Raw genomic sequence first — 23,180 nt, 5'->3', positions numbered from 1 at the left:
GCTCCACGCGCCCAGTACAATCGCGCGATGTCCGAACTCCTCACCTACGGCGGCCTGTTCGCCGTGTCGATGATCGCGGCGACGCTGTTGCCGCTCCAGTCCGAAGCCGTACTCGCCGGCCTGCTGCTCGCCGCTCGCGAGCCCGCGTGGGCGCTGGTGCTCGTCGCGAGCGTCGGCAACGTCGCGGGCTCGGTGATCAACTGGGCGCTCGGCCGCGGCATCGAACACTTCCGCGAGCGCCGCTGGTTCCCGATCAAACCGGCCGCGCTCGCGCGCGCCGAGCGCTGGTACGCGCGCTATGGCCGCTGGTCGCTGCTGCTCAGCTGGGCGCCGGTGATCGGCGATCCGCTGACGATGATCGCCGGCGTGCTGCGCGAGCCGCTGTGGTCCTTCACGGCGATCGTCACGATCGCGAAAGTCGCGCGGTATCTGGTCATCGCATGGCTCGTGACGCGCTGACGGCGTCCGCCCCGGCATGCCGGCGCGCGCGCGCACTGCGCACCCGGCCGGTTTCGCATCGCTAAAGAATCCGCCGAAGCTGCCGTACTCCTTACAGTCTGCGGTGACGCGTGCGTTCCGCTCCTCTCACCCACTCAGGATTCCCATGAGATTGACCCACTTGGGCCGGGCGAGCGTCGGCGCGCGTCTGGCCGCGCTGGCGTGTGTACTCGTCGCACTGCTGTTCACCGCGTTCGCATGGGCGCTCGCCCACTTCGCCAGCGAGCAGCTGGCCGATGAAGCGCATGCACGCATCGCCGACAAGGAGCAGTCGATCCGCGCGATGGTCGAGATGTTCGACAAGGCGCTGTCGGCCGAAGCCAACCGCGCGATGGCGCTGTTCGCGAGCTTCCTGCCGGCCGATTTCTCGCTCGATCCGGCGCGCACCGTCGACATCGGCGGCGTCGCCGCGCCCGTGCTGTCGGCCGGCGGCCAGCCGCTCGATCTCGACTACGCGATCCCCGACCAGTTTCTGCAGAAAAGCGGCGCGATCGCGACGATCTTCGCGCGCGACGGCGACGACTTCGTGCGAATCACGACGTCGCTGAAGAAGCAGGACGGCACGCGCGCGGTCGGCACGCGCCTCGACCGCGCCGGCCCGGCGTACGGCCCGCTCGTCGCCGGACGCAGCTACACGGGCCTCGCCAAGCTGTTCGGCCGGCCGTACATCACGCAATACAAGCCGGTCACGGACGCGACCGGCCGCGTGATCGGCGCACTGTTCGTCGGCCTCGACGTCGGCGCGGAACTGCAGGTCGTCGAGAACGGCATCCGCGCGTTGAAGATCGGCGACAACGGCTACTACTTCGTCGTCGATGCGTCGCCGGGCGCCTCGCGCGGCACGCTGGTCGTCCATCCCGACGCGGCCGGGCAGCGCGCCGACGACACGCGCGCGCCGTACGCGCAGATGCTCGCCGCCGGCCAGGGCCGGCTCGCGTACACGTCGCTCGACCCGGCCGCGCACGACGCGCAGCCCACCGCGAAATTCGTGTCGTTCACGACGATCCCGCAATGGCAATGGCTGGTCGGCGGCATCGCGCTCGACGACGAGTTGCTGGCCGGCATGCGCACGCTGCGCAATCGCTTCCTGATGATCGCGGCCGTGCTGGTGGCGGCGTTCGCGGGGCTGTTCGTGCTGGTCGTGCGGCGCGTCGTGAGCCGGCCGCTCGATGCGGCGGCCCGTGCGTCGGAACGCTATGCGGCCGGCGATCTCAGCGTGCGGATCCGCGATGGCGCGACCGCGCGCGGCGTCGCCGGCAACGACGAAATCGGCCGGCTGGTGCAGGCGGTGGACGGTATCGGCGACGGCCTCGCCCGGATCGTCGCGCAGGTGCGCGGCAGCGCTTCGGACATCGCGAGCGGGACGGTCGGCATCGCGGCCGGCAGCAGCGACATCGCTGCGCGGATCGCGACGCAGGCGAGCAGCGTCGAGCAAACGGCCGCGAGCATGGAGCAGATCACGACCGCCGTGCAGCAGAACGCCGAGCACGCAGCGCAGGCCGATGCGCTGGTGGCGCACGCGTCGGCGGCGGCCACCGACGGCGACGCGGCCGTGCAGCGCGTGGTCGCGACGATGGACGACATCGGCCGCACGACGCGCCGGATCGCCGAAATCACGACCACGATCGAAGGCATCGCGTTCCAGACCAACATCCTCGCGCTGAACGCGGCGGTCGAGGCCGCACGGGCCGGCGAGCACGGCCGGGGCTTCGCGGTGGTCGCGGCCGAAGTGCGCGCGCTCGCGCAACGCAGCGCCGCCGCAGTGAAGGAGATCGAGGGGTTGAGCGCCGAATCGGCGACCACGGTCGAACAGGGTTACCGGATCGCGGACGCCGCGCGCGGCACGATGCGCGACATCGTCCAGCGCGTCGAGCAGGTCAGCACGCTGATCGGCGAAATCAGCACCGCGTCGCGCGAGCAGTCGACCGGCATCGAGCAGGTGAATCTGGCGATCACGCAGATCGGCGACGCGACGCAGCAGAATGCGACGCTGATCTCGGCGGCCGAGCGTGCGGCGGTCGCGTTGCGCGACCAGGCCGCGCAACTGTCCGAAGCCGTCAGCGTGTTCCGGCTGGCGCGCAGCGCGTGACGTGCTACGCCGCCGCGCGACCGGACCGTTACTTCGTTACTTCTTGTCGCCGGCCAGGTCGATCGCCTTGTCCGATCCGACTGCGTTGCGCAGCTGGAACTTCTGGATCTTGCCGGTCGAGGTCTTCGGCAGCTCGCCGAAGCGCACGACCTTCGGCACCTTGAAGCCTGCGAGCAGTTGGCGGCAATGCGCGAAGATTTCGTCCTCGGTGGCGCTCATCCCGTTGCGCAGCTCGACGAACGCGCACGGCACCTCGCCCCACTTCGGATCGGGCATCGCGACCACCGCCGCGACTTCGACGGCCGGATGCCGGTACAGCGCGTCCTCGACCTCGATGCTCGAGATGTTCTCGCCGCCCGAAATGATGATGTCCTTGCGGCGATCCTTGATCCGGATATAGCCGTCGGGCGTCAGCACGCCGAGATCGCCCGTATGGAACCAGCCGCCCTGGAACGCCTCGTCCGTCGCATGCGGGTTCTTCAGGTAGCCCTTCATGCAGATGTTGCCGCGGAACATGATCTCGCCGAGCGTCTCGCCGTCGGCCGGCACCGGCTCCATCGTGTCCGGATCGAGCACCGTCGCGCCCGCTTCCAGGTGGTAGCGCACGCCCTGGCGCGCATTGAGCCGCGCGCGCTCGTCGTCGGGCAAGTCGTCCCAGTGCGCCTGCTTCGCGCAGACGGTCGCCGGGCCGTACACCTCGGTCAGCCCGTACACGTGCAGCAGGTCGAAGCCGATTTCCTTCATCTTGGCGATCACGGCCGGCGCCGGCGCGGCGCCCGCGACCATCGCATGCACCTTGTGGTCGATCCCGGCGCGCAGCTCGGCCGGCGCGTTCGCGATCGCGCTCTGCACGATCGGCGCGCCGCAGTAATGGGTGATGCGCTCGTTGCGGATCAGGTCGAACACGGTCTTCGCGTCGAACCTGCGCAGGCAGACGTTGACGCCCGCGCGCGCGGCGATCGCCCACGGGAAGCACCAGCCGTTGCAGTGGAACATCGGCAGCGTCCACAGATACACGGCGTGCTTCGGCATGTCCCATTCGAGGATGTTGCTGATCGCCGCCAGATAGGCACCGCGATGGTGATAGACGACGCCCTTCGGGTCGCCGGTCGTGCCGGACGTGTAGTTCAGCGCGATGGCCTCCCACTCGTCGGCGGGCGGCGTCCAGGTGTAGTCCGGGTCGCCGCTCGCGACGAACGCTTCATAGTCGGTCGCGCCGGCGAAACGGGCGGGATCGGCGGGCATCGCGTCGGCGACGCTGACGATCTTCAGCCCCGGCACTTCCAGCGCCGCGCGATGCGCGAGCTCCGCATATTCGGTGTCGACGATCAGCACCTTCGCTTCGCCGTGCCGCAGCATGAACAGCATCGACGCGATGTCGAGCCGCGTATTGATCGTGTTGAGCACGGCGCCCGCCATCGGCACGCCGAAGTGCGCTTCGACCATCGCGGGAATGTTCGGCAGCAGCGCGGCGACCGTCTCGCCGCGCCCGACGCCGGCCCGGGCCAGCGCGCTCGCGAGCTGCTTGGCTCGCGTGTAGGTCTCGGCCCACGTGCGCCGCACGTCGCCATGCACGATCGCGAGCCGCGCGCCGTAGACTTCCGCCGCGCGGACCAGGAAATCGATCGGCGTGAGCGGCACGTAGTTGGCTTCGCGGCGGCCGAGTCCGGCCTCGAACATCTGGGTCATGATCCTGTCTCCGTCTTCTTTCGGCCGGCGCGCATGCACGGCGGCCTGCTTTGATGTGGTTCAATTGCCGATAGCCTAACGGGCGCTATTGTGAGCCGTCTGTCATCGAAACGACAGAGTCCCTTTCGAGCGTTTCGCGTTATCCCTATCCTCGCAAACCCGCACCCATGCACGACCATCCCGTTGCGCCGCCCGAGACGGCCGCGCCCCACGCCGAGCCGCCGGACGACCAGTCGGCCGACTTGACCGTCACGGCCGTCGCGACCGTTGCGACCGTTACTCCGGCCGGACCGGGCGCATTTGACGCACCCGACTCGGCCGTGGCGGCGGCCGCCTCCATCGTCCCCGCCGAGCCCGCCCCACTCCCCGACCTCGCCACGATGTTCGGCCAGTGCGCATGGTTTCGCGCGCTGGCGCCCGAGCACCAGGCGCTCGTGCTCGCGCAGTCGCACGCCGAGCGGCACGAGGCCGGCGACGTGATCGCGCAGCGGCTCGCGCCGTCCGAGTACTGGATCGGCGTGCATCGCGGCCTGCTGAAGCTGGCGATCTTCAACGCCTCGGGGCGCGGCTGCACGTTCTCCGGCGTGCCGTCGGGCGGCTGGTTCGGCGAAGGCAGCGTGATCAAGCGCGAGCTGCGCAAGTACGAGGTCGTTGCGGTCCAGCGCTCGACCGTGCTGATGGTGCCGGTCGACACGTTCCACGCGCTGCTCGACACCAGCCTGCCGTTCACGCGCTTCGTCATTCATCAGCTGAACAACCGGATGGGCGAGTTCATCGCGTCGATCCAGAACAGCAGGCTGCTCGACGTCGATGCGCGGGTCGCGCAGTCGCTCGCCCAGCTGTTCAACGCGGCGCTGTACCCGGACACCGGCCCGTCGCTCGCGATTTCGCAGGAGGAACTGGGGATGCTCGTCGGCGTGTCGCGGCAGCGGATCAACCAGGCGTTGCAGCAGCTCGAAAAACGCGGCGTGCTGCGGCTCGCCTACAACCAGATCGAGGTCGTCGATCTGGCGGCGCTCGCGCGGGTCGGCATGGAGCAGATCTGAGCGGCGGGGGTCGGCGCGAGGAACCCGATGAATCCGACGAATCGGTGCGCGCCGCCGCACGCGATCCTGACAATTCCGCCAGTTTCGCGCCAGTAACGCGTTGCGCGCCGTCACCTATCATTCGAAGTCCGCGCGTCGATTTGCGGCTCGCCGCACGGTCGTTGCAGCGGCTAGCCATGCAGGATCGCGGCGCCGGGCGCACACGAAGTCGCGCGAAATCGCACGCATCGCGCCGCCGTCAAGGCCGTGCAGCCGTTCCCGCAGCCCGGCGCGCACGCCGGCCCTCAATCCGTTACGCGAACCTGTCCATGAAAGTCCTGATCGTCGAAGACGAACCGAAGGTCGTCGAATACCTGAAGAGCGGCCTGACCGAGGAAGGCTGGGTCGTCGACACCGCGCTCGACGGCGAAGACGGCGCGTGGAAGGCCGTCGAGTTCGACTACGACGTGGTCGTGCTCGACGTGATGCTGCCGAAGCTCGACGGCTTCGGCGTGCTGCGCGCGTTGCGCGCGCAGAAGCAGACGCCCGTGATCATGCTGACCGCCCGCGACCGCGTCGACGATCGCGTGCGCGGGCTGCGCGGCGGCGCCGACGACTATCTGACCAAGCCGTTCTCGTTCCTCGAGCTGATCGAACGGCTGCGCGCGCTCACGCGCCGCGCGCGCGTGCAGGAATCGACGCTGATCTCGATCGGCGATCTGCGCGTCGACCTGATCGGCCGCCGCGCGACCCGCGACGGCACGCGCCTGGACCTGACCGCCCAGGAATTCCAGCTGCTCGGCGTGCTCGCGCGGCGCAGCGGCGACGTGCTGTCGAAGACGACCATCGCCGAGCTGGTGTGGGACGTGAACTTCGACAGCAACGCGAACGTCGTCGAGACGGCGATCAAGCGGCTGCGCGCGAAGCTCGACGGCCCGTTCGCGGACAAGCTGCTGCATACGATCCGCGGCATGGGCTACGTGCTCGAGGCGCGCGACGACGGCGACAGCGAGAGGCACGCATGAAGCGCTCGATCACGCTGCGGCTGGCGGCGATGTTCGGCATCGTGTCGCTGCTCGTGTTCTCGCTGGTCGGCTGCGGGCTGTTCGCAGTGATGGAACGCCAGCTGTTCGCCGAGCTGCGCGCGACGATCGACACGCGCGCGAAGGTCGCGCAGATGATCGTCTCGCATGCGACCACGGCGATGCGCGGCCGCCTGATGCAGGACAAGCTCGCCGACCTCGAACCGCCCGACGGATCGACGCGCTACCAGATCGACAGCCCCGACGCCGACTTCCGCTTCGGCCGCCCGGTCGACGGCGTGCCCGTCGGCCCGCCGCTCGGCGCGTTCCAGCAGTACGCGCTGAACCACAGCAGCTACGACGTGATGACGAAGACCATCCCGATCGCCGGCAGCGGCGAGCGCCCGGACCTGAAGCTGATCGTCGCGTCGTCGTGCGAACGCACGCAGCGGATGCTGCGCCGCTTCGCGTGGACGCTCGCGGCGCTGATCGCGATCGCCAGCGCCGTCACGCTGCTGCTGGGCCGCGCGGTCGCGCGCTTCGGGCTCGCGCCGCTCGACCGGCTGTCGCAGGACGCGGCGAGCGTGAGCGCGACGAACCGCCGCCAGCGGCTGCACACCGACGCGCTGCCGACCGAGCTGCGCGAGCTCGCCGCGTCGTTCAACGGCGCGCTGGAACGCATCCAGCAGACCTACGCGCGGCTCGAGGCGTTCAACGCGGACGTCGCGCACGAGCTGCGCACGCCGATCAGCATCCTGATCGGCCAGACGCAGGTGGCGCTGACGAGCCGCGACCGCTCGGTCGACCGGATGCGCCAGACGCTGCAGTCGAACCTCGAAGAGTTCGAACGGCTGCGCGTGATCATCAACGACATGCTGTTCCTGTCGCGCAGCGATCGCGGCGAACGCGCGACCGACCTGAAGCACGTGTCGCTCGCCGACGAAGTGCGGCGCATGCTCGACTTCCTCGAAATTCCGCTCGACGAGGCGCAATTGCGCGTGCAGCTGCACGGCGATGCGCGCGCGGCCGTCGATCCGTCGCTGTTCCGCCGCGCGATGACGAACCTGCTGATCAACGCGATCCAGCATTCGGCGCCCGGTGCGACGCTGACCGTCACGATCGCGCGCCGCGACACGCTCGTCGACGTGTCGGTCGCGAACCCCGGCGAGCCGATCGACCGCGAGCAGCGCGCGCACGTGTTCGAGCGTTTCTACCGGCTCGAGGAAGCGCGCGCGAACAGCAAGGAAAACCACGGGCTCGGGCTGTCGATCGTCAAGGCCGTCGCGGAGATGCACGGCGGCGGCGTGTTCGTCACCTGCTCAGGCGGCGTCAACACGTTCGGCTTCTCCGTGGCGATACATGCGGACGGCCGCGCTCCCGCGCGCGGTGTCGAGGCCGACGGGCCGCCCGTGCTGGCGCAGGCATCGCGCGCGCTGCGCTGACGGTCCGCGCGCCGAGGGCAGTTTTCTTCAATACGGGCGCACGCCGCGGCCTTAGTCTCGATGCGACTTTGACATTCGCATGGAGACACCTGATGAGCATGCTGGTTTCGATGGCCGCGTTCGCGCTCGCATCGTCGATCACACCCGGTCCCGTCAACATCGTCGCGCTCAGCGCGGGCGCACGCCACGGTCTTGGCGCGAGCCTGCGCTATGCGGCCGGCGCGACGCTCGGTTTCGTCGCGCTGTTCCTGCTGATCGGCCTCGGCATGCACGCCGCGCTCGCGCGCTGGCCGATGCTGACCACGGCGATCCAGTGGTCGGGCATCGCGTTCCTGCTTTACCTCGCGTTGCGGCTCGCGCTCGACGACGGCCGGCTGCCGGCCGACCCGCAGGCAGCGGACGCGGCCGGCCCGTCGGCGGCCGCAGGCGCCGCGATGCAGTGGCTCAACCCGAAGGCGTGGCTCGCCTGTGTGGCGGCGATGGGCGCCTATGCGGCCGACGGCGGCCGCGCACAGGTGTGGCAGTTCGCGGCGCTGTATCTGGTGATCTGCTTTGCGTCGATCGCATGCTGGGCGTATGCGGGCGCCGCGCTGCGGGAACGGCTCGCGAACGCGCGCCGGATGCGGCTGTTCAACCGTGCGATGGCGCTGCTGCTCGCCGGCAGCGCGCTGTATCTGCTCGACGTGTAGCGGCGGCGCTTCGTTGCATGCCGTCGCGGCGGGTGCGGCGGACGCGGCCGCCCGTCGACGACGAGCGCCGCAGCACGCGCCTCAACTCGCCGCGCTTCGATACTGGCCCGGCGTCGCGGCCGCGATGCGGCGGAACGCGCGCTGGAAATGCGCCTGATCCGCGAAGCCCGCATCGAGCGCGACGTCGGCGATCGACCGGCCGCGCCGCAGCTCCGCGCGGCCGTACTGCACGCGCCGGTCGATCAGGAATGCGTGCGGCGTCATCCCGTAACGGGCGTTGAACGCGCGGATCAGATAGGACGGCGACAGGCCGGCGGCCGCGCAGATCGCATCGAGCGTGACGGCCTGACGGCAATGCGCGGCGATGTAGTCGGCCGCGCGCGCGAGCTTGGCGTTGTCGGCGCCCGGCCGGCGACCGGCCGGCAACGCGCGGTCGAGCGCGCGATGCAGCGCGGTGAAGAACTCGACCGCCGCGCTTTCCTTGCCGAGCGGATCGACCTCGGCCGCGACCAGCGTGCGATAGAAGCCGCCGAACTGCGCGAACAGGTCGCGCCGCTGCGTCGCCTTCGCGGCGAAGCCGTGGAAATCGCAGTTCGGGCTGCGTCCCAGCGAATGCTGCAGACGCGCGAGCCACGGCACGTCCACGTAGACCATCCGGTATGCCCACGGATCGGCGCCGTCGGGATTGCACGCATGCACCTGCTCGGGATCGACGATCACGAGCACGCCGCGCCCCACGTGATCCTTGCGCGCGCCGTTCAGATAGGTGCTCGTGCCGCCGACGATCGCGCCGAGCGAAAACGTGTCGTGCGTGTGCTTCGCGTAGCAGATCGACCGGCCGTCGTCGACGCTGCGCGCCTCGATGAACGGCAATGCGGTGTCGCGCCAGAACGGCGACGGCACGGCGGCAGGACGGGCGGAACGGCTCACGCGACAGGCTCCCGGTTCGGACGGCAAACGCACACCGTACAAGACTGCGCGGCGCGGCGCAACAGCGAACGGACGCGTTGCCGCCGAATCGCCTAAGCTTTGGGTTCCACCCGCCGCGGCGCACGCGGCGGCTCCCTTCCTTCTTTCACCGGTACGCTCATGCACATCGATCTGACAGGCAAGACCGCGGTCGTCACCGCTTCCACCGCCGGCATCGGGCTGGCAATCGCCGAGGGGCTCGCACGTGCGGGCGCGCGCGTGATCGTCAACGGGCGCAGCGACGAGTCGGTCGAAGCCGCCCTCGCGCAGTTGCGCGCCACGGTGCCCGGCGCGCAATTCGACGGCGTCGCCGCCGATCTGTCCGACGCCGAAGGCGTCGCACGTGTCACGCAGCACACGCCGGACGCCGACATCCTCGTCAACAATGCCGGCATCTACGGGCTGAAGGCCTTCTTCGACATCGCCGACGACGAGTGGTCGCACTACTTCGAGATGAACGTGATGTCGGGCGTGCGTCTCGCGCGGCACTACCTGAAGGGGATGCTCGCGCGCAACACGGGGCGCATCGTGTTCATTTCGTCGGAATCGGGCTTGAACATTCCGGTCGACATGATTCATTACGGCTTCACGAAAACCGCGCAGCTGGCGATCGCGCGCGGGCTCGCGAAGCTCGCGGCCGGCACCAACGTGACGGTCAATTCGGTGCTGCCCGGCCCGACGATGTCGGAAGGCGTGCGCGCGTTGCTGAAGCAGACCGCCGACGAAACCGGCCGCAGCATCGACGACGTCGCGGTCGATTTCGTGCGCAGCCAGCGCGCCAGCTCGATCATTCAGCGGCCGGCGACCACCGAGGAAGTCGCGAATCTGGTCGTGTACGTTTGCTCGCCGCAGGCGTCGGCGACGACGGGCGCCGCGTTGCGCGTCGACGGCGGCGTGGTGGACACGATCGCGTGACGGCAGTGTGACATTGCACGACGGCGGGCCTTGCGCCTTGCCGTCTGCCTTGCCGTCGTACTAGCGCGCGGCGGCCTTGTGCGACTGGAGCATGCCCTTGCGGTCGGCATCCATGCAGGTGTCGAAGCCGGATCGCGTGACCGCGCCGGCCTTGTCGAACACGACGAAATAAGGCCGGTGTTCGTTGCCGTGTTCGATGAAGTAGTTGTAGCAGACGCCGCTGCCGTTGCGGACCATCCACACGCTGCGCGGGTTGCCGGCAGCGCGCACGACGTCGGCGCGGGTCGTGCCGTGCCGCGATGCGGCGCGCGGCAACGGCGTGCGTGAATACGAGAACGGCAGCCACGAGTCGAACCACGCGCAGCCATGCAGCATCAGGCAACTGGCGGCCAGGGACAGCGTCGCGGCGGGACGGGACAACGGAATCAATCGCATGCTCGGGGAAACCTGCTGCGCCATGCCGGCGTGATCGAAAGCCCCATGCTACTCGACCTTTGGGTCCGGATCGAAAAGAAATCTACAGACAGGTGGCCGACGCGCCGGCCGGCGCGTCCGTCGTCATGCGACCCACTCGGACCACAGCATCGTCAGCACGGTCATCAGCGCGGGGCCGACGAACAGTCCGATCAGCCCGAACGTCTCGGCGCCGCCGAGGATGCCGAACAGCACCAGCAGGAACGGCAGCCGCGTCGAGTTGCCGATCAGCACCGGCCGCACGAAATGCTCGGCGACGAACACGACGACGATGCCGAGCGCCAGCACGACGATCGCCCATGCCGTCGCGCCCTGCACGAACAACCACAGCGCGGAGCCGCAGAACACGATCGGCGCGCAGAACGGCAGCATCGCCGCCACGGCCGTCACGAAGCCGAGCAGCGCCGCATGCGGCAGCCCGGCCAGCGCGTACGCGACGCCGAGAATCGCGCCTTCGCCGAGCCCGACGACGACGAGCCCCGTCACGGTGCCGTACACGGCCGCGACCATCCGCTCGATCAGCGCGGCGCCGCCGCGTCCGAACGCACGCCGCGCGCCCAGCAGCAACGCGCCCGACAGCTGGTGGCCGGCGCGCATGATGACGAACAGCGTGACCAGCATGAAGCCGAATTCGAACAGCGCGTGTGCGAGCTTCGTGCCGAATTGCCGCCCGAACGCGATGACCTTCTCGCCGTTCGCGCCATGCATCGCCGTGCCCGCGTGCAGCGGGTGACCGAGATTGGCCTGCCACCAGTCGGCGATCTGCGTGGAGCCGTAGGGCAAGCGGCTCACCACGTCGGGCAGCGCGATGCCGTTGTCCTGGATCGAGTGCAGCCAGATGCGCAGGTCGTGCGCCTGCGCAATCGCCTGGCCGAGCGCGATCGCGACCGGCAGCACGACCAGCAGCGAAACGCCCGCGGTGACGACGGTCGCGATCAGCGTCGGCCGGTCGCGAAACCAGCGGTTCGATTCGAAGCGCTTCAACAGCGGCCACAGCGCGATCGCGATCACGCAGGCCCACGCGATGGCGGGAAGAAAATCGCGGATCACCCACAACGCGAGCACCAGCAGCGCCGCATACAGCACGACGCGGGCGATCTGCTGTGCGCGCGGCCGCGCGGCGATGTCGTTTGACGGCGGGACCTGTGCGGTCATGGCACCTCGGAAAGTAGGAATGGCGGTTCGCGCAGGCCGCATGCCTGCACGAACCGCCATTCTATCCATCGATGTCGCGACGCGAGGCACGCGCCTTGCCAAGCATTGTCAAATGCACGGCGCGTGCTCGCGCTCTGGCTCAGGCCACCTTGTCGGCGACGCGGTAGCGTTCGAGCCAATGCGCGTACGGCGCGGGCAGCGTCCACGACGGACGCTCGACGCCGAGCTGCTTGGCCGCATAGTACGGCCAGTGCGGATCGGCCAGATGGGCGCGGCCGACCATCACGAGGTCGAGCTGCTGCTCGGCCACGACGCGATTCGCGAGCTGCGGCGTGTCGATGCCCCACGCGGACGACACCGGCAGGCCGGTCTCGCGGCGCACGCGTTGCGCGATCGGCGCGAGGAACGCCGGCCCCCACGGAATCTGCGCATCCGGCGTCGAGAAGCCGACCGACACGCTCAGCATGTCGAGCCCTTCCTGCTTCATCCGCTGCACGAGCGCGATCGATTCGGCGAGCGTCTCTTCATCGCGGCCGTCGTATTCGATCACGCCGAGACGCGCGGTCAGCGGCAGATGCTCGGGCCATACCCGGCGGACGGCTTTCAGCGTGTCGACGAGGAAGCGGCCGCGGTTTTCGGCCGAACCGCCGTACTCGTCGTCGCGCTGGTTCGAGTGAACCGAGAAGAAGCTCTGGCCGAGATAGCCGTGCGCGAAATGCAGTTCGAGCCATTCGAAGCCGAGGTCGCGGGCGCGCTGCGCCGACGCGACGAAATCGGCCTGCACGCGCGCGATGTCGTCGTGCGTCATCGCGCGCGGCATCTTCGGCAAATGCGCGCCGAACGGGATCGCCGACGGCGCGATGGTCTGCCAGCCGCGCGGGTCGCCTTCCGCGATGTGGTCGTCGCCTTCCCACGGACGGTTCGCGCTCGCCTTGCGGCCCGCATGCGCGATCTGGATGCCGGGAACCGCGCCGGCCGCCTTGATCGCCGCGACCGACGGCGCGAATGCTTCGGCCTGCGCATCGGTCCACAACCCGGCGCAGCCGGGCGTGATGCGGCCTTCCGGCGCCACGGCCGTCGCTTCCGCGATCACGAGACCGGCGCCGCCGCGCGCGATGCCGGCCAGATGAACGTGATGCCAGTCGTTCACGACGCCTTCCTCGGCGACGTACTGGCACATCGGCGGCACCGCAATACGGTTGCGCAGCGTGACATCCTTGAGTTTGAACGGTTCGAACAGGGCAGACATCCACCACTCCTTTGTGTTGGTCAGGCAAAACGACGGGGTGAGCCGCCGTGCGAGGCGCACGGCGGAACGTTTTGGGGCGACCGGCGCGCGAACCAAGCGCGCCGGCGCAAATTGAGCCGGCGCGACAATCGCCGCGCCGGGTACGCGCTTACTGGCGGCCGAGCTTCGCGAGCAGCGCCTCGGCCGCGGGCGCCGACGACGCGGGGTTCTGCCCGGTGATCAGCAGCCCGTCGGTGACGACGTGCGGCGCCCAGTCGGCGCTGCGCTCGAACTGCGCGCCGTTGGTCTTCAGCATGTCCTCGACGAGGAACGGCACCACTTCCGTCAGCTCGACGGCCGCTTCCTCGCTGTTGGTGAAGCCGGTCACGCGCTTGCCGCGCACGACCGACTCGCCGGTGGCCGGGTCCTTCACGTGGCGCAACACGCCCGGCGCGTGGCAGACGGCCGCGACCGGTTTGCCGGCCGACAGGGCGCGCTCGATCAGGCCGATCGAATGCAGATCCTCGGCGAGATCCCACAGCGGGCCGTGGCCGCCCGGGTAGAACACCGCGTCGTAGTCGTCGACCGACACGTCGGTCAGCTTGCGCGTGGCCGCCAGTTCGGCCTTGGCGGCCGGATCGGCGTCGAAGCGGCGCGTCGCGTCCGTCTGCGCGGACGGATCGCTGCTCTTCGGGTCGAGCGGCGGCTGGCCGCCCTTCGGCGACGCGAGCGTCAGCTCGACGCCCGCATCCTTGAACGCGTAGTACGGCGCGGCCAGCTCCTCGAGCCAGAAGCCGGTTTTCTTGCCGGTGTCGCCGAGCGTGTCGTGCGAGGTCAGGACAACCAGAATCTTCATGATCGGATACTCCTTCGAATCGGGTGGATCGGGCCGCGTCGCGGCGGCGGTCGATGTCGCGCATGGCGCGTGCCGCTTGTCGCTGCCGGCGACGACTTGGCGCCTGCCGGTTAGGCCGTCGCCGCGCGGCAACGTGCCCGTCCACGCAGAATATGTTTGCCTGGCTATTAGACCAGTCGTCTAGTTGAAAGGCATAAAAAAGACGGAAGTTCCGCCCAGATCGACAGGACTTCGGCGCACAGGCCTGTATGGCGGCTGTCTCGTTGCACTGTCGAGACGGGATGATAGTCGCGAATTAGACCGGTCGTCTAGTCGCGTCGACTACACCCTGTCGATGTCATGGCTTTTGTGGAGCTGGCGAACTCCACCGGGCCGACGACCGGCGGCTCGCCCTCGCCTCGCACCGCCGCGTCGCCGCACCGCTCAGCCTGGCGGCGGCCCGTCGGTGTCGCCGATCTCGAGCACCGGGTGCTCCAGCCGCTGCCCGTGCACGCCATTGGCAAGCAGCCCGAGCATCAGCTCGGCCAGCGCGCGCCCGGTTGTATGGCCGGTCGGCTGCACCACCGCGGTCACGCGATGCGGAAGCGCGACATCGGGCGGCACGCCGTCGTAGACGATCAACGACATGTCGTGACCGAGGCGCAGGCCGCGTTCGACCAGCGCGCGAAACGCACCGCAGCCGGCGATGTTGTTGTCGACGAGCAGCGCCGTCGGCGGTTCGGATACGGCGAGAAGCGCCTCGACGCCTTCGCGTCCGCCGTCGCGCGTAAACGCGCATTCGATTTGCCCTGCCGGATCAGGCTCGATGCCCGCCTCGCGCAGCGCCGCGAGATAACCGGCACGGCGCTGCATCGCGAAATTGAGCGCCAGCGGCGCGCTGATCATCGCGATGCGGCGATGACCGAGGCCGATCAGCCGCCGCACGGCGTCGCGCGCGCCCGCCTCGTTGTCGAAATCGAACCACGCATAGGGCTCGCTGACGCGGGTGCGGCCGTAGGCGACGTACGGAAACGCGCTCGACCGCAGGTAAGCGAGCCGCGGATCGTCGACCAGCGTGCGCGCAACGATCAAGCCGTCGACCAGTTTGCCTTCGACGAGGCGCCGATAGGTGTCCAGTTCCGCGTTCGGCCGCGCGGCCGCGATGATGAAATCGAGATTGCGTTCCGCGAGCCGCTCGGTCACGCCTGCCACCACTTCGCCGAAACGCGGGTCGCCCAGATCGCCCGCGCCGAACGGATAAACGATGCCGATGGTGTCGGCCCGCCCCGTCGCGAGCCGGCGTGCGGTCGGGTCGGCCACATAGCCGAGTTCGCGCGCAGCCCTCATCACACGCTCGCGGGTCGCCTCGCTCACGTCGTCATAGCCGTTCAGCGCACGGCTGACCGTCGTGCGCGACAGCCCGAGCGCATCCGACAGCGCCTTCAGATTCACCTTCACGTTGCTCCTCGCTCGAGTCGCGCCCCACCAGCGGCGCGGCAATTATTTCCGGACAGCAATTAATACCGTCAAAAAATTATCTTTTGACGACCAAACCGGTTTGAAATAGTATCCAAACCGGTTTGGAAATCGATGCCACCGTCATTCGTTCACCTTTACCGTCAACGGGACAACTCACCGCCATGACAAGCTTTCCCTTTTGCCGCGCGACCGCGGCCAAACGTTTGCTGTTCGCCGGCGCCGCACTGGCCGCCTTCGCGGGCGCTGCGCAAGCGCAGACCTCCGGCGCACCCGCGCCCACGCCTCACACGCAGCAGGCGCATGACCCCGAGAGCAACTTCACGATGCGCTGGACCCGTGCGGACATCCGTCAGATCGTCGCACAGTCGCACACGTCCGGCGCCGACCGGAACTCGCTGCCGCAGGCGTTGACGATGCCCGCCATCCCGCAGGATTTCCCGCTGATCAATTCGGACGTCTGGGTGTGGGACACCTGGCCGCTGGCGGACCTGCGCGCAAACCAGCTCAGCTACAAGGGTTGGGAAGTCATCTTCTCGCTGACCGCCGACCCGCACGCCGGCTATACCTTCGACGACCGCCACGTGCATGCGCGCATCGGCTTCTTCTATCGCCGCGCGGGCGTGCCGGCAGCGCTGCGGCCGGCGAACGGCGGCTGGATCTGGGGCGGGCATCTGTTCCCGGACGGGGCGAGCGTGAAGGTGTTCGGCACGTCGCCGATGACCAACAACGCCGAATGGTCGGGCTCCGCGCGCCTCACGCATGGCGACAACGTCAGCCTGTACTACACCGCGACGTCGTTCAACCGCTCGGCACCGGGCGGCGCCGACATCACGCCGCCGCAGGCGATCATCACGCGCGCCGACGGCCATATCCATGCCGACGACAAGCATGTGTGGTTCACCGGCTTCGACGACCACAAGGCGCTGCTGCAGCCCGACGGCAACTACTACCAGACCGGCCAGCAGAACACCTACTTCTCGTTCCGCGACCCGTTCGTGTTCACCGATCCCGCACACCCCGGCAAGACCTACATGGTGTTCGAAGGCAATACCGGCGGCCCCCGCGGCGCACGCACCTGCACGGAAGCCGATCTCGGCTACGCGCCGAACGATCCGTACCGTGAGGACCTCAACGCCGTGATGAACGCGGGCGCAGTGTATCAAAAGGCCAACGTCGGTCTTGCGGTGGCCACCGACCCGCAACTCACCGAGTGGAAGTTCCTGCCGCCGATCCTGTCGGCGAACTGCGTCGACGACCAGACGGAGCGCCCGCAGATCTATCTGAAGGACGGCAAGTACTACCTGTTCACGATCAGCCACCGCACCACGATGGCCGCGGGCGTCGACGGCCCCGACGGCGTCTACGGCTTCGTCGGCAACGGCATCCGCAGCGACTTCCAGCCGCTGAACGGCGGCAGCGGCCTCGTGCTCGGCAACCCGACCGACTTCTCCGCACCGGCCGGCGCCCCGTATGCGCAGGACCCGAATCAGAATCCGCGCGAATTCCAGTCGTATTCGCACTACGTGATGCCGGGCGGGCTCGTCGAGTCGTTCATCGACGCGATCGGCCCGCGCCGCGGCGGCACGCTCGCGCCGACCGTGAAGGTGAACATCAACGGCACGTCGACGGCGGTCGACCGCAGCTACGGCCGCGGCGGCCTCGGTGGATACGGCGAGATTCCGTCGAATCTGCCGGCGACGGGCGCCGGCCACAACGACGGCGGCCCCGGCACGCGGCCGTAACAGGCTCAGGCGGCACACGCCGCCTGCTGCGGAGGCGCACGTCGCGCGTGTCGCGCGTGCGCCTCGCCTTCCGTTCCCCATCACGCGCATGCAGCCGGTGCCGGCAGCGTGCGCGCTTCTCTCCCGCCCCGCACGACGACGCCCGGCCTCTCGCATGACATCGACTTTCCCCTGCTTTTTCCTCCGGCTCGCCGGACTCCTGCTCGCCTGCTCGGCCGGCGTACAGGCGGCGAGCGCCGCCTGCACCGCAGCGCCCGCCGACGGCACGCCGCAATGGCGGCCCGCATTCCATTACACGCCGCAACGCAACTGGATGAACGACCCCAACGGCCTCGTCTACGAGAACGGCCGCTATCACCTGTTCTACCAGTACAACCCGCTGGGCGCCGACTGGGGCAACATGTCGTGGGGCCATGCGACCAGCACCGACCTCGTCCACTGGCACGAGCAGCCGGTCGCCATGCGCGCGAACGCGACCGAGGAAATCTTCTCCGGCTCGATCGTCGCGGACCCGCACAACACTTCCGGCCTCGGCGCGCCGGGCGACACGCCGCTGATCGCGGTGTACACGAGCGTCTACAAGGAAGGTTCGGGGCACCCGCCGGGCACCCAGGCGCAATCGATCGCGTACAGCCTCGACCACGGCGCAAGCTGGCAACCGTACGCGCACAATCCGGTACTGACGCTCGATCCGGAATCGAAGGCGTTCCGCGACCCGAAGGTCTCGTGGTACGCGCCGGGGCGCTACTGGCTGATGACGACGGTGGTCGCGGACGCGCAGGTGGTCAAGCTCTACCGTTCCGACGACCTGATCCATTGGTCGTTCCTGAGCGACTTCACCTTGCCGGGCGTGCCGCATACCGGCGCACTGTGGGAGATGCCCGATCTCGTGCCGCTACCCGTCGATGACGACCCGCGGCACATCAAGTGGGTGATGATCGTCAACGTCAATCCGTGGTCGATTGCCGGCGGCTCCGGCGCGATGTACTTCGTCGGCGAGTTCGACGGCCGCACGTTCGTTCCCGACCGTGTCGCCCCGGCCGGCTCCGACCCTGCGCAATTCCGCTGGGTCGATCACGGCGCCGACTTCTACGCGGCCGGGACGTTTTCCGGTGCGCCGGGCCGCCGCCCGCTCGCGATCGCGTGGATGAGCAACTGGGACTACGCGGCGAAATCGCCGACCGCGCCGTGGCGCGGCGCGATGACGTTGCCGCGCGAACTCGCACTCAAGGCGATCGATGGGGAGCCGACGCTCGTCGTCACGCCGGCCGCTGCATTCACCGCATGGGCCGACCGGCGGCCCGCGGTGCACGTGGGCACGCTGGAAGTCGATTCGGCCGCGCGCGCATTGCCGCCGGCCACCCGCGGCGTCGCACAGCGCATCCAGGTGACGATCGCACCTGGGCAGGCGGCCCGCGCAGGCGTCGTCGTGCGGGCGTCGGCGGACGGCGCGATCGGCACGCGCATCGTGTACGACACCGCCGCGCGCACGCTGACGCTCGACCGCTCACGCTCCGGCACACCGGACTTCGCCGCCACTTTCAGCCGCCAGCACATCGTCGCCTTGCCGCTCGAGAACGGCTTGCTGCGACTCGACATCATCGTCGATCGCGGGTCCGTCGAAGTGTTTGCCAACGGCGGCCGCACGGTGCTGACGGACGTGGTCTTCCCGCCCGCCGACGCGGACCGGGTTTCGGTATTCGCCGAACGGGGCACTGCGACGTTTTCAGGACTGACGGTGACGCCGCTCGGCGCGCGCGACCGGGCCGGCGAAGGCGACTGCGTGGCTTCTGCGCGCTAGCGACACGAACGCCCGGCCGGCACAGCGGCACGCATGCCGCTGCGCCGGCCACGCGCTCAGAGCAAGCCCATCCCGCCCGACGCGATGATCTCCGCGCCCACGATGAACGCCGATTCGGGCGCGCTCAGATGCAGCACGGTCGAAGCGATTTCGTCAGGCGTGCCGAACCGGCCGAGGGGCACGAGCCCCTTGATCTTGTCGGCGGTCTCGTCGAGCGTCGCCGCGTCGAGCCCGAGCTTGCCGTACAGCGGCGTCTGGACCGGCCCCGGGCTCACCACGTTCACGCGCACGCCGTTCGGCAGCAACTCCGTCGACAGCGTCTTCGCCAACGAATTGACCGCAGCCTTGCTCGCCGCATACACCGACGAGCCCGGCATGCCGATATGCGCGTTGATCGAGCCGTTGATCACGATCGACGCGCCGCGATTCAACAGCGGGACGAGCGCCTGGATCTGGAAATACGCGCCCTTCACGTTGGTGTCGAACACGAGGTCCCACAGCGCCTCGTCGGTGTCCGCGAACGGCGCGAGTTTGGCGACGCCCGCGTTGACGAACACCGCATCGAGCCGCACGCCGGCCGCGCCGAGCGCGTCGGCCAGCGCCCGCGCCGACGCGACGCTGCCGACTTCGTTGCGGATCGCGAGCGCGCCGTGCCCGAGCGTCGCGCGGGCCGCTTCGAGCGTCTGCTCGTCGCGGCCGGTGATGACGACGCGCGCGCCTTCGGCCGCGAATGCCCGTGCGGCCGCCAGGCCGATGCCGCTGTTGCCGCCCGTGACGAGTACCGTCTTTCCTTCGAAGCGTTGCATGATGTTCTCCTGTGAACCGGTGAGTTGACCGTGAACACAGGATGCGCGCGTCGCCCGGCCGTGCCGTACGAGCGGCACGACGAACACGTTCGAAAACGTCGAACGAGTCGATGGAGCCGCACTTTGCGCCGCGCGCCGCGCCCTCACCCGGTCACGTCGATTCCGTCGAGCAACCGCTGCGCGAGCCGCGGCTCGCGCAGCCGTTCCAGCCACCATTGCAGCGCGCGGCCGTCGCGGTCGCCGCGCCACGCGACGTACAGCACGTTCGGTTCGCGCGGATCGGCGGTCTCCTTCTCGAGCAGTTCGCCGCGCGCAAGCAGCGTCGCGGCGCGTCGGCGCGGCAGCCAGCCGACGCCGAGCGCGTCGCGCTGCGCGAGGATCTTCGCGCGCATCGACGGCACCGCGAGCAGCGACTGGCCGCCGAGCAGCCCGTACGCGCGGCCGACGGCCCGGCGCGACGAATCGGCGACCACGACCGCGCGATGGGCGCCGATCGCGTCGCGGCTGAGCGGCCCGGCCACCGATGCGAGCGGATGGCGCGGCGCGACCGCGAACACCCATTCCATCGCCCCGAGTTCGAACCATTTGAAGCCGGGGATGGCCGGCGGCTCGTTGGTCGCACCGATGACCAGATCGGCGCGGCCGTCGCGCAGCGCCTCCCACGTACCGCCGAGCACCTCGTGCGTGAAGCGCAGCGACACGCCCGACTCGAGCGCATCGAACGCGCGTACGACCGGCAGCAGCGTATCGAACTCGAGCACCTCGTCGCTGACGATCCACAGCCGGTCCTCCCAGCCGCTCGCGACCTGCCGCACGCGCTGCGTGAGCCGCGCGACGTCGAGCGCGAGGCGCGCCGCCTCGTCGGTCAGCAGTTGACCGGCCGGCGTGAGCTGCAGCCGGTAGCCGCGCCGGTCGAACAACAGCGCGTCGAAGCGGGTTTCGAGCTGCCGCGCCGCGTGCGAGATCGTCGACGGCGCCTTGCCGAGCCGCGCGGCGGCGCGCGACAGGCTGCCGGTCGCCCGGATCGCGTCGAGCAACGCGAGTTCGTCTTCGGACAGCATGAGGGCACTCCGGTCGCGGTAATGGAGTCGATCCTAAGGCAGCGGCGAGCGGCGGTCCAATCGGATCCACGCAGGAATCCACCGGCGGGATCCGCCGCAGTGCGACCGCCGCCTCCCCGCGCCGCAATGGCTCGTCCACGGCTCATCCGTCCGCCGGCCCGCCCGCGATCCGCTCACGCCGCTCTGCCGCCGCTGTTCCGGTATGCTGACCGACACCCCATTCCGCTACGTCGAGGTAACCACTGCGATGGACATCGCGATCCGCATCGAAGGCCGGCACGACCTGACCGGGCAAATCTTCCGGCAATTGCGCACCGCGATCGTCGACGGGCGGCTTGAAGGCGGCGCGCGGCTGCCGTCCACCCGCGATCTCGCGAAGCAGCTCGGCGTATCGCGCAAGACGACGCTCGACGCGTTCGAGCGCCTCGTCGCCGAGGGTTATCTGAGCACGCGCGCGGGCGACGGCACGTTCGTCGCCGACGGCCTCGCGCGCGTGCCGCATGCGGCCGCGGCCGCCGCGTCGCTGGTCGACGGCACGCCGCCGCCCGCCGCCGTCAGCGCACTGGCGCTGTGGGACGAACTGCCCGACACGCTCGCCATGCCGGCGCCGCAGGACTCGCCCGCGTTCGACTTCCGCGGCGGCGTGACCGACAAGGCGCTGTTCCCGTTCGACGCGTGGCGGCGCTGCCTGCATCACGCGTTGCGCCAGCAGGCGCGCGGCCCCGGCCAGTACCACGACCCGGCCGGCGACGCGCAGCTGCGCGGCGCGATCGCCCGCTACGTCGGATTCAGCCGCGCGGTCGCGTGCGGCTGGGACGACGTGCTGGTCACCCAGGGCGCACAACAGGCGCTCGACCTCGTCGCGCGCGTGATGCTGCGGCCCGGCGACGTGGTCGCCGTCGAGAATCCCGGCTATCCGCCCGCGCGCGCGGCGTTCGCGTCACTCGGCGCCACGGTGGCGGGCGTGCCGGTCGACGCGCACGGCCTCGTGATCGAGCAACTGCCCGACGACGCACGGCTCGTCTACGTGACGCCGTCGCACCAGTTCCCGCTCGGGATGCCGATGACGCTCGAGCGGCGCATCGCGCTGCTCGAATGGGCGCAGCGCCGCCGCGCGGTGATCGTCGAAGACGACTACGACGGCGAATTCCGCTTCGAGGGCCGGCCGGTGGAATCATTGAAGAGCCTCGACCGTACCGGCCTCGTCGTATACGTCGGCACGTTCTCCAAAACGATCTTTCCCGAACTGCGGATCGGCTATGCGATCGCGCCGCGCGCGCTCCGCGGCGCGCTCGCGAAGGCGCGGCAGATCGTCGGCTGGCACAGCTGCACGCTGACGCAGGCGGCGCTCGCCCGCTTCATGCTCGAAGGCGATTTCGCGCGGCATCTGCGGCGCGTGCAGAAGCACTACGACGCGCGCCGCAAGATGCTGCTCGCGCATCTGCACGGCGAGCTGGCGCGCTGGTTCGACGCGATCGTGCCGACCGCCGGCATCCACGTGGCCGCGCCGCTGAAACCGTGGCTCGACGAAACGGCGCTGATCCGGGCGGCCCGCGCAGAGGGTATCGGGCTGTACGGGATCTCGGGCTTCCATGTCGGCGCGGGCGCACGCGCCGGGCTGCTGTTCGGATACGGCGGAATCGACGCGCTGCGCATCGACACCGCGCTCGCCCGGCTCGCCGTGCTGCTGAAATCCGGGGGTGCCGGTGCGATGCCGGTGGTCACCTGACTTTTCCCGGAATTGGTCATTCAAGCGGGCCAGTGGCGCGCTTAAAGTGGGTCCTGTCGCGCCGCCGTGCGCACCAACCGAACGAGGAGCCGTGATGCAACCCCGCCTGAACTTCTATACCGCCAGCCCGAACGCGATCAAGGTGATGCGCAACGCCGAGGAATTCCTCGGGAAGTGCTCGATCGAAAAGCCGCTCGCCGAGCTCGTCCGCCTGCGCGCGTCGCAGATCAACGGCTGCGCGTTCTGCGTCGACATGCACACGAGCGATGCCCGCAAGGGCGGCGAAACCGATCGCCGCCTCGCGACCGTCGTCACGTGGCGCGAGACGCCGTTCTTCACCGAGCGCGAACGCGCAGCGCTCGAATGGACCGAAGCGTTGACACTCGTCGCCGGCAGCCACGTGCCCGATTCGGTGTGGGAAGCCGTCCGGCCGCACTTCACCGATGAAGAACTGTTCGACCTGTCGATGCTGATCGCCACGATCAATTCGTGGAACCGCTTCGCGATCGCGTTCCGCAAGATGCCCGAGTAA

The 23,180-nt window shown here is 69.3% G+C and carries 20 protein-coding genes; 11 read left to right on the top strand and 9 right to left on the bottom strand.

The genetic code is table 11. The annotated features are described in order from the left end of the window. Window positions 1-27 precede the first annotated feature (27 nt). Together MBR110_RS18185 and MBR110_RS18180 are read left to right on the top strand one after the other, a co-directional pair. Complete coding sequence (locus MBR110_RS18185; protein WP_011882135.1) at window positions 28-459, top strand: YqaA family protein; 432 nt, start codon at window positions 28-30, stop codon at window positions 457-459. Between the two features lie 145 nt (window positions 460-604). Continuing rightward, entirely contained in the window at window positions 605-2,587 is a 1,983-nt protein-coding gene (locus MBR110_RS18180; protein WP_041494142.1) for a methyl-accepting chemotaxis protein, read from the top strand. A gap of 36 nt (window positions 2,588-2,623) precedes the next feature. Here the strand turns inward: MBR110_RS18180 and MBR110_RS18175 are convergent, their stop codons facing one another. Next, the gene (locus MBR110_RS18175; RefSeq protein ID WP_011882133.1) at window positions 2,624-4,276 is read right to left on the bottom strand and encodes an acyl-CoA synthetase; all 1,653 of its coding nucleotides are present in this window, start codon (window positions 4,274-4,276) and stop codon (window positions 2,624-2,626) included. Window positions 4,277-4,443: 167 nt separating this feature from the next. Here MBR110_RS18175 and MBR110_RS18165 point away from each other — a divergent pair, with 167 nt between their 5' ends. The 4 genes from MBR110_RS18165 (at window position 4,444) to MBR110_RS18150 (ending at window position 8,454) form a co-directional block, all read left to right on the top strand. Next, a complete protein-coding gene (locus tag MBR110_RS18165; RefSeq protein WP_264169110.1) occupies window positions 4,444-5,322 on the top strand; it encodes a Crp/Fnr family transcriptional regulator in 879 nt (292 codons plus the stop codon). A 308-nt stretch (window positions 5,323-5,630) separates the two neighbouring features. Then, window positions 5,631-6,326 (top strand): heavy metal response regulator transcription factor, encoded by a 696-nt coding sequence (locus MBR110_RS18160; protein WP_059454267.1) that lies wholly within the window; start codon window positions 5,631-5,633, stop codon window positions 6,324-6,326. Further along, window positions 6,323-7,765, top strand: a complete 1,443-nt coding sequence (locus MBR110_RS18155; RefSeq protein ID WP_011882130.1) for a heavy metal sensor histidine kinase — start codon at window positions 6,323-6,325, stop codon at window positions 7,763-7,765. Before MBR110_RS18160 ends, MBR110_RS18155 begins: the two co-directional genes overlap by 4 nt. A 92-nt stretch (window positions 7,766-7,857) precedes the next feature. Then, window positions 7,858-8,454, top strand: coding sequence for a LysE family translocator (locus MBR110_RS18150; RefSeq protein WP_059463800.1), 597 nt, complete (start codon window positions 7,858-7,860; stop codon window positions 8,452-8,454). A gap of 81 nt (window positions 8,455-8,535) precedes the next feature. Here the strand turns inward: MBR110_RS18150 and MBR110_RS18145 are convergent, their stop codons facing one another. Then, on the bottom strand, window positions 8,536-9,384 hold the full coding sequence (locus MBR110_RS18145; protein ID WP_034193505.1) for an AraC family transcriptional regulator: 849 nt from the start codon (window positions 9,382-9,384) through the stop codon (window positions 8,536-8,538). A gap of 159 nt (window positions 9,385-9,543) precedes the next feature. Between MBR110_RS18145 and MBR110_RS18140 the strand changes: the two genes are divergently transcribed. After that, complete coding sequence (locus MBR110_RS18140) at window positions 9,544-10,338, top strand: SDR family NAD(P)-dependent oxidoreductase (RefSeq protein ID WP_059734471.1); 795 nt, start codon at window positions 9,544-9,546, stop codon at window positions 10,336-10,338. Between the two features lie 60 nt (window positions 10,339-10,398). Here the strand turns inward: MBR110_RS18140 and MBR110_RS18135 are convergent, their stop codons facing one another. The 5 genes from MBR110_RS18135 to MBR110_RS18115 form a co-directional block, all read right to left on the bottom strand. Further along, window positions 10,399-10,773 carry a hypothetical protein gene (locus tag MBR110_RS18135; RefSeq protein WP_181709462.1) on the bottom strand — a complete coding sequence of 125 codons (375 nt, stop codon included), beginning with the start codon at window positions 10,771-10,773 and terminating at the stop codon, window positions 10,399-10,401. A 123-nt stretch (window positions 10,774-10,896) separates the two neighbouring features. Then, window positions 10,897-11,967, bottom strand: coding sequence for an AI-2E family transporter (locus MBR110_RS18130; RefSeq protein WP_014724958.1), 1,071 nt, complete (start codon window positions 11,965-11,967; stop codon window positions 10,897-10,899). A 139-nt stretch (window positions 11,968-12,106) separates the two neighbouring features. Beyond that, window positions 12,107-13,216, bottom strand: a complete 1,110-nt coding sequence (locus MBR110_RS18125) for an NADH:flavin oxidoreductase/NADH oxidase (protein ID WP_014724959.1) — start codon at window positions 13,214-13,216, stop codon at window positions 12,107-12,109. Window positions 13,217-13,364: 148 nt separating this feature from the next. Then, on the bottom strand, window positions 13,365-14,051 hold the full coding sequence (locus MBR110_RS18120) for a type 1 glutamine amidotransferase domain-containing protein (protein WP_011882123.1): 687 nt from the start codon (window positions 14,049-14,051) through the stop codon (window positions 13,365-13,367). 423 nt (window positions 14,052-14,474) lie between these two features. After that, entirely contained in the window at window positions 14,475-15,488 is a 1,014-nt protein-coding gene (locus MBR110_RS18115; RefSeq protein ID WP_181709461.1) for a LacI family DNA-binding transcriptional regulator, read from the bottom strand. A 182-nt stretch (window positions 15,489-15,670) separates the two neighbouring features. Between MBR110_RS18115 and MBR110_RS18110 the strand changes: the two genes are divergently transcribed. Then, window positions 15,671-17,251 (top strand): glycoside hydrolase family 68 protein, encoded by a 1,581-nt coding sequence (locus MBR110_RS18110; RefSeq protein WP_059559600.1) that lies wholly within the window; start codon window positions 15,671-15,673, stop codon window positions 17,249-17,251. Between the two features lie 154 nt (window positions 17,252-17,405). Further along, complete coding sequence (locus tag MBR110_RS18105; RefSeq protein WP_181709460.1) at window positions 17,406-19,052, top strand: glycoside hydrolase family 32 protein; 1,647 nt, start codon at window positions 17,406-17,408, stop codon at window positions 19,050-19,052. 56 nt (window positions 19,053-19,108) lie between these two features. Here the strand turns inward: MBR110_RS18105 and MBR110_RS18100 are convergent, their stop codons facing one another. Together MBR110_RS18100 and MBR110_RS18095 are read right to left on the bottom strand one after the other, a co-directional pair. Then, window positions 19,109-19,858, bottom strand: a complete 750-nt coding sequence (locus MBR110_RS18100; protein ID WP_034193500.1) for an SDR family oxidoreductase — start codon at window positions 19,856-19,858, stop codon at window positions 19,109-19,111. Window positions 19,859-20,001: 143 nt separating this feature from the next. Beyond that, window positions 20,002-20,919, bottom strand: coding sequence for a LysR family transcriptional regulator (locus MBR110_RS18095; protein ID WP_011882118.1), 918 nt, complete (start codon window positions 20,917-20,919; stop codon window positions 20,002-20,004). 247 nt (window positions 20,920-21,166) lie between these two features. Between MBR110_RS18095 and pdxR the strand changes: the two genes are divergently transcribed. Together pdxR and MBR110_RS18085 are read left to right on the top strand one after the other, a co-directional pair. Then, complete coding sequence (gene pdxR, locus MBR110_RS18090) at window positions 21,167-22,648, top strand: MocR-like pyridoxine biosynthesis transcription factor PdxR (RefSeq protein ID WP_181709506.1); 1,482 nt, start codon at window positions 21,167-21,169, stop codon at window positions 22,646-22,648. A 94-nt stretch (window positions 22,649-22,742) separates the two neighbouring features. Next, window positions 22,743-23,180 (top strand): carboxymuconolactone decarboxylase family protein, encoded by a 438-nt coding sequence (locus MBR110_RS18085; protein WP_045578043.1) that lies wholly within the window; start codon window positions 22,743-22,745, stop codon window positions 23,178-23,180.

The organism is Burkholderia sp. MBR-1, from assembly GCF_013822785.1.
Classification (GTDB): Bacteria; Pseudomonadota; Gammaproteobacteria; order Burkholderiales; family Burkholderiaceae; genus Burkholderia; species Burkholderia vietnamiensis.
This window is presented reverse-complemented; position numbering and strand designations above follow the sequence as displayed.

What these genes read in the sequence shown, in the direction of transcription:
- pdxR (WP_181709506.1), top strand. Translation starts at nt 21,167, where the DNA reads ATGGACATCGCGATCCGCATCGAAGGCCGGCACGACCTGACCGGGCAA.
- MBR110_RS18120 (WP_011882123.1), bottom strand. Translation starts at nt 14,051, where the DNA reads ATGAAGATTCTGGTTGTCCTGACCTCGCACGACACGCTCGGCGACACC.
- MBR110_RS18095 (WP_011882118.1), bottom strand. Translation starts at nt 20,919, where the DNA reads ATGCTGTCCGAAGACGAACTCGCGTTGCTCGACGCGATCCGGGCGACC.
- MBR110_RS18180 (WP_041494142.1), top strand. Translation starts at nt 605, where the DNA reads ATGAGATTGACCCACTTGGGCCGGGCGAGCGTCGGCGCGCGTCTGGCC.
- MBR110_RS18155 (WP_011882130.1), top strand. Translation starts at nt 6,323, where the DNA reads ATGAAGCGCTCGATCACGCTGCGGCTGGCGGCGATGTTCGGCATCGTG.
- MBR110_RS18085 (WP_045578043.1), top strand. Translation starts at nt 22,743, where the DNA reads ATGCAACCCCGCCTGAACTTCTATACCGCCAGCCCGAACGCGATCAAG.
- MBR110_RS18140 (WP_059734471.1), top strand. Translation starts at nt 9,544, where the DNA reads ATGCACATCGATCTGACAGGCAAGACCGCGGTCGTCACCGCTTCCACC.
- MBR110_RS18175 (WP_011882133.1), bottom strand. Translation starts at nt 4,276, where the DNA reads ATGACCCAGATGTTCGAGGCCGGACTCGGCCGCCGCGAAGCCAACTAC.
- MBR110_RS18165 (WP_264169110.1), top strand. Translation starts at nt 4,444, where the DNA reads ATGCACGACCATCCCGTTGCGCCGCCCGAGACGGCCGCGCCCCACGCC.
- MBR110_RS18125 (WP_014724959.1), bottom strand. Translation starts at nt 13,216, where the DNA reads ATGTCTGCCCTGTTCGAACCGTTCAAACTCAAGGATGTCACGCTGCGC.
- MBR110_RS18150 (WP_059463800.1), top strand. Translation starts at nt 7,858, where the DNA reads ATGAGCATGCTGGTTTCGATGGCCGCGTTCGCGCTCGCATCGTCGATC.
- MBR110_RS18130 (WP_014724958.1), bottom strand. Translation starts at nt 11,967, where the DNA reads ATGACCGCACAGGTCCCGCCGTCAAACGACATCGCCGCGCGGCCGCGC.
- MBR110_RS18100 (WP_034193500.1), bottom strand. Translation starts at nt 19,858, where the DNA reads ATGCAACGCTTCGAAGGAAAGACGGTACTCGTCACGGGCGGCAACAGC.
- MBR110_RS18105 (WP_181709460.1), top strand. Translation starts at nt 17,406, where the DNA reads ATGACATCGACTTTCCCCTGCTTTTTCCTCCGGCTCGCCGGACTCCTG.
- MBR110_RS18185 (WP_011882135.1), top strand. Translation starts at nt 28, where the DNA reads ATGTCCGAACTCCTCACCTACGGCGGCCTGTTCGCCGTGTCGATGATC.
- MBR110_RS18160 (WP_059454267.1), top strand. Translation starts at nt 5,631, where the DNA reads ATGAAAGTCCTGATCGTCGAAGACGAACCGAAGGTCGTCGAATACCTG.
- MBR110_RS18110 (WP_059559600.1), top strand. Translation starts at nt 15,671, where the DNA reads ATGACAAGCTTTCCCTTTTGCCGCGCGACCGCGGCCAAACGTTTGCTG.
- MBR110_RS18135 (WP_181709462.1), bottom strand. Translation starts at nt 10,773, where the DNA reads ATGCGATTGATTCCGTTGTCCCGTCCCGCCGCGACGCTGTCCCTGGCC.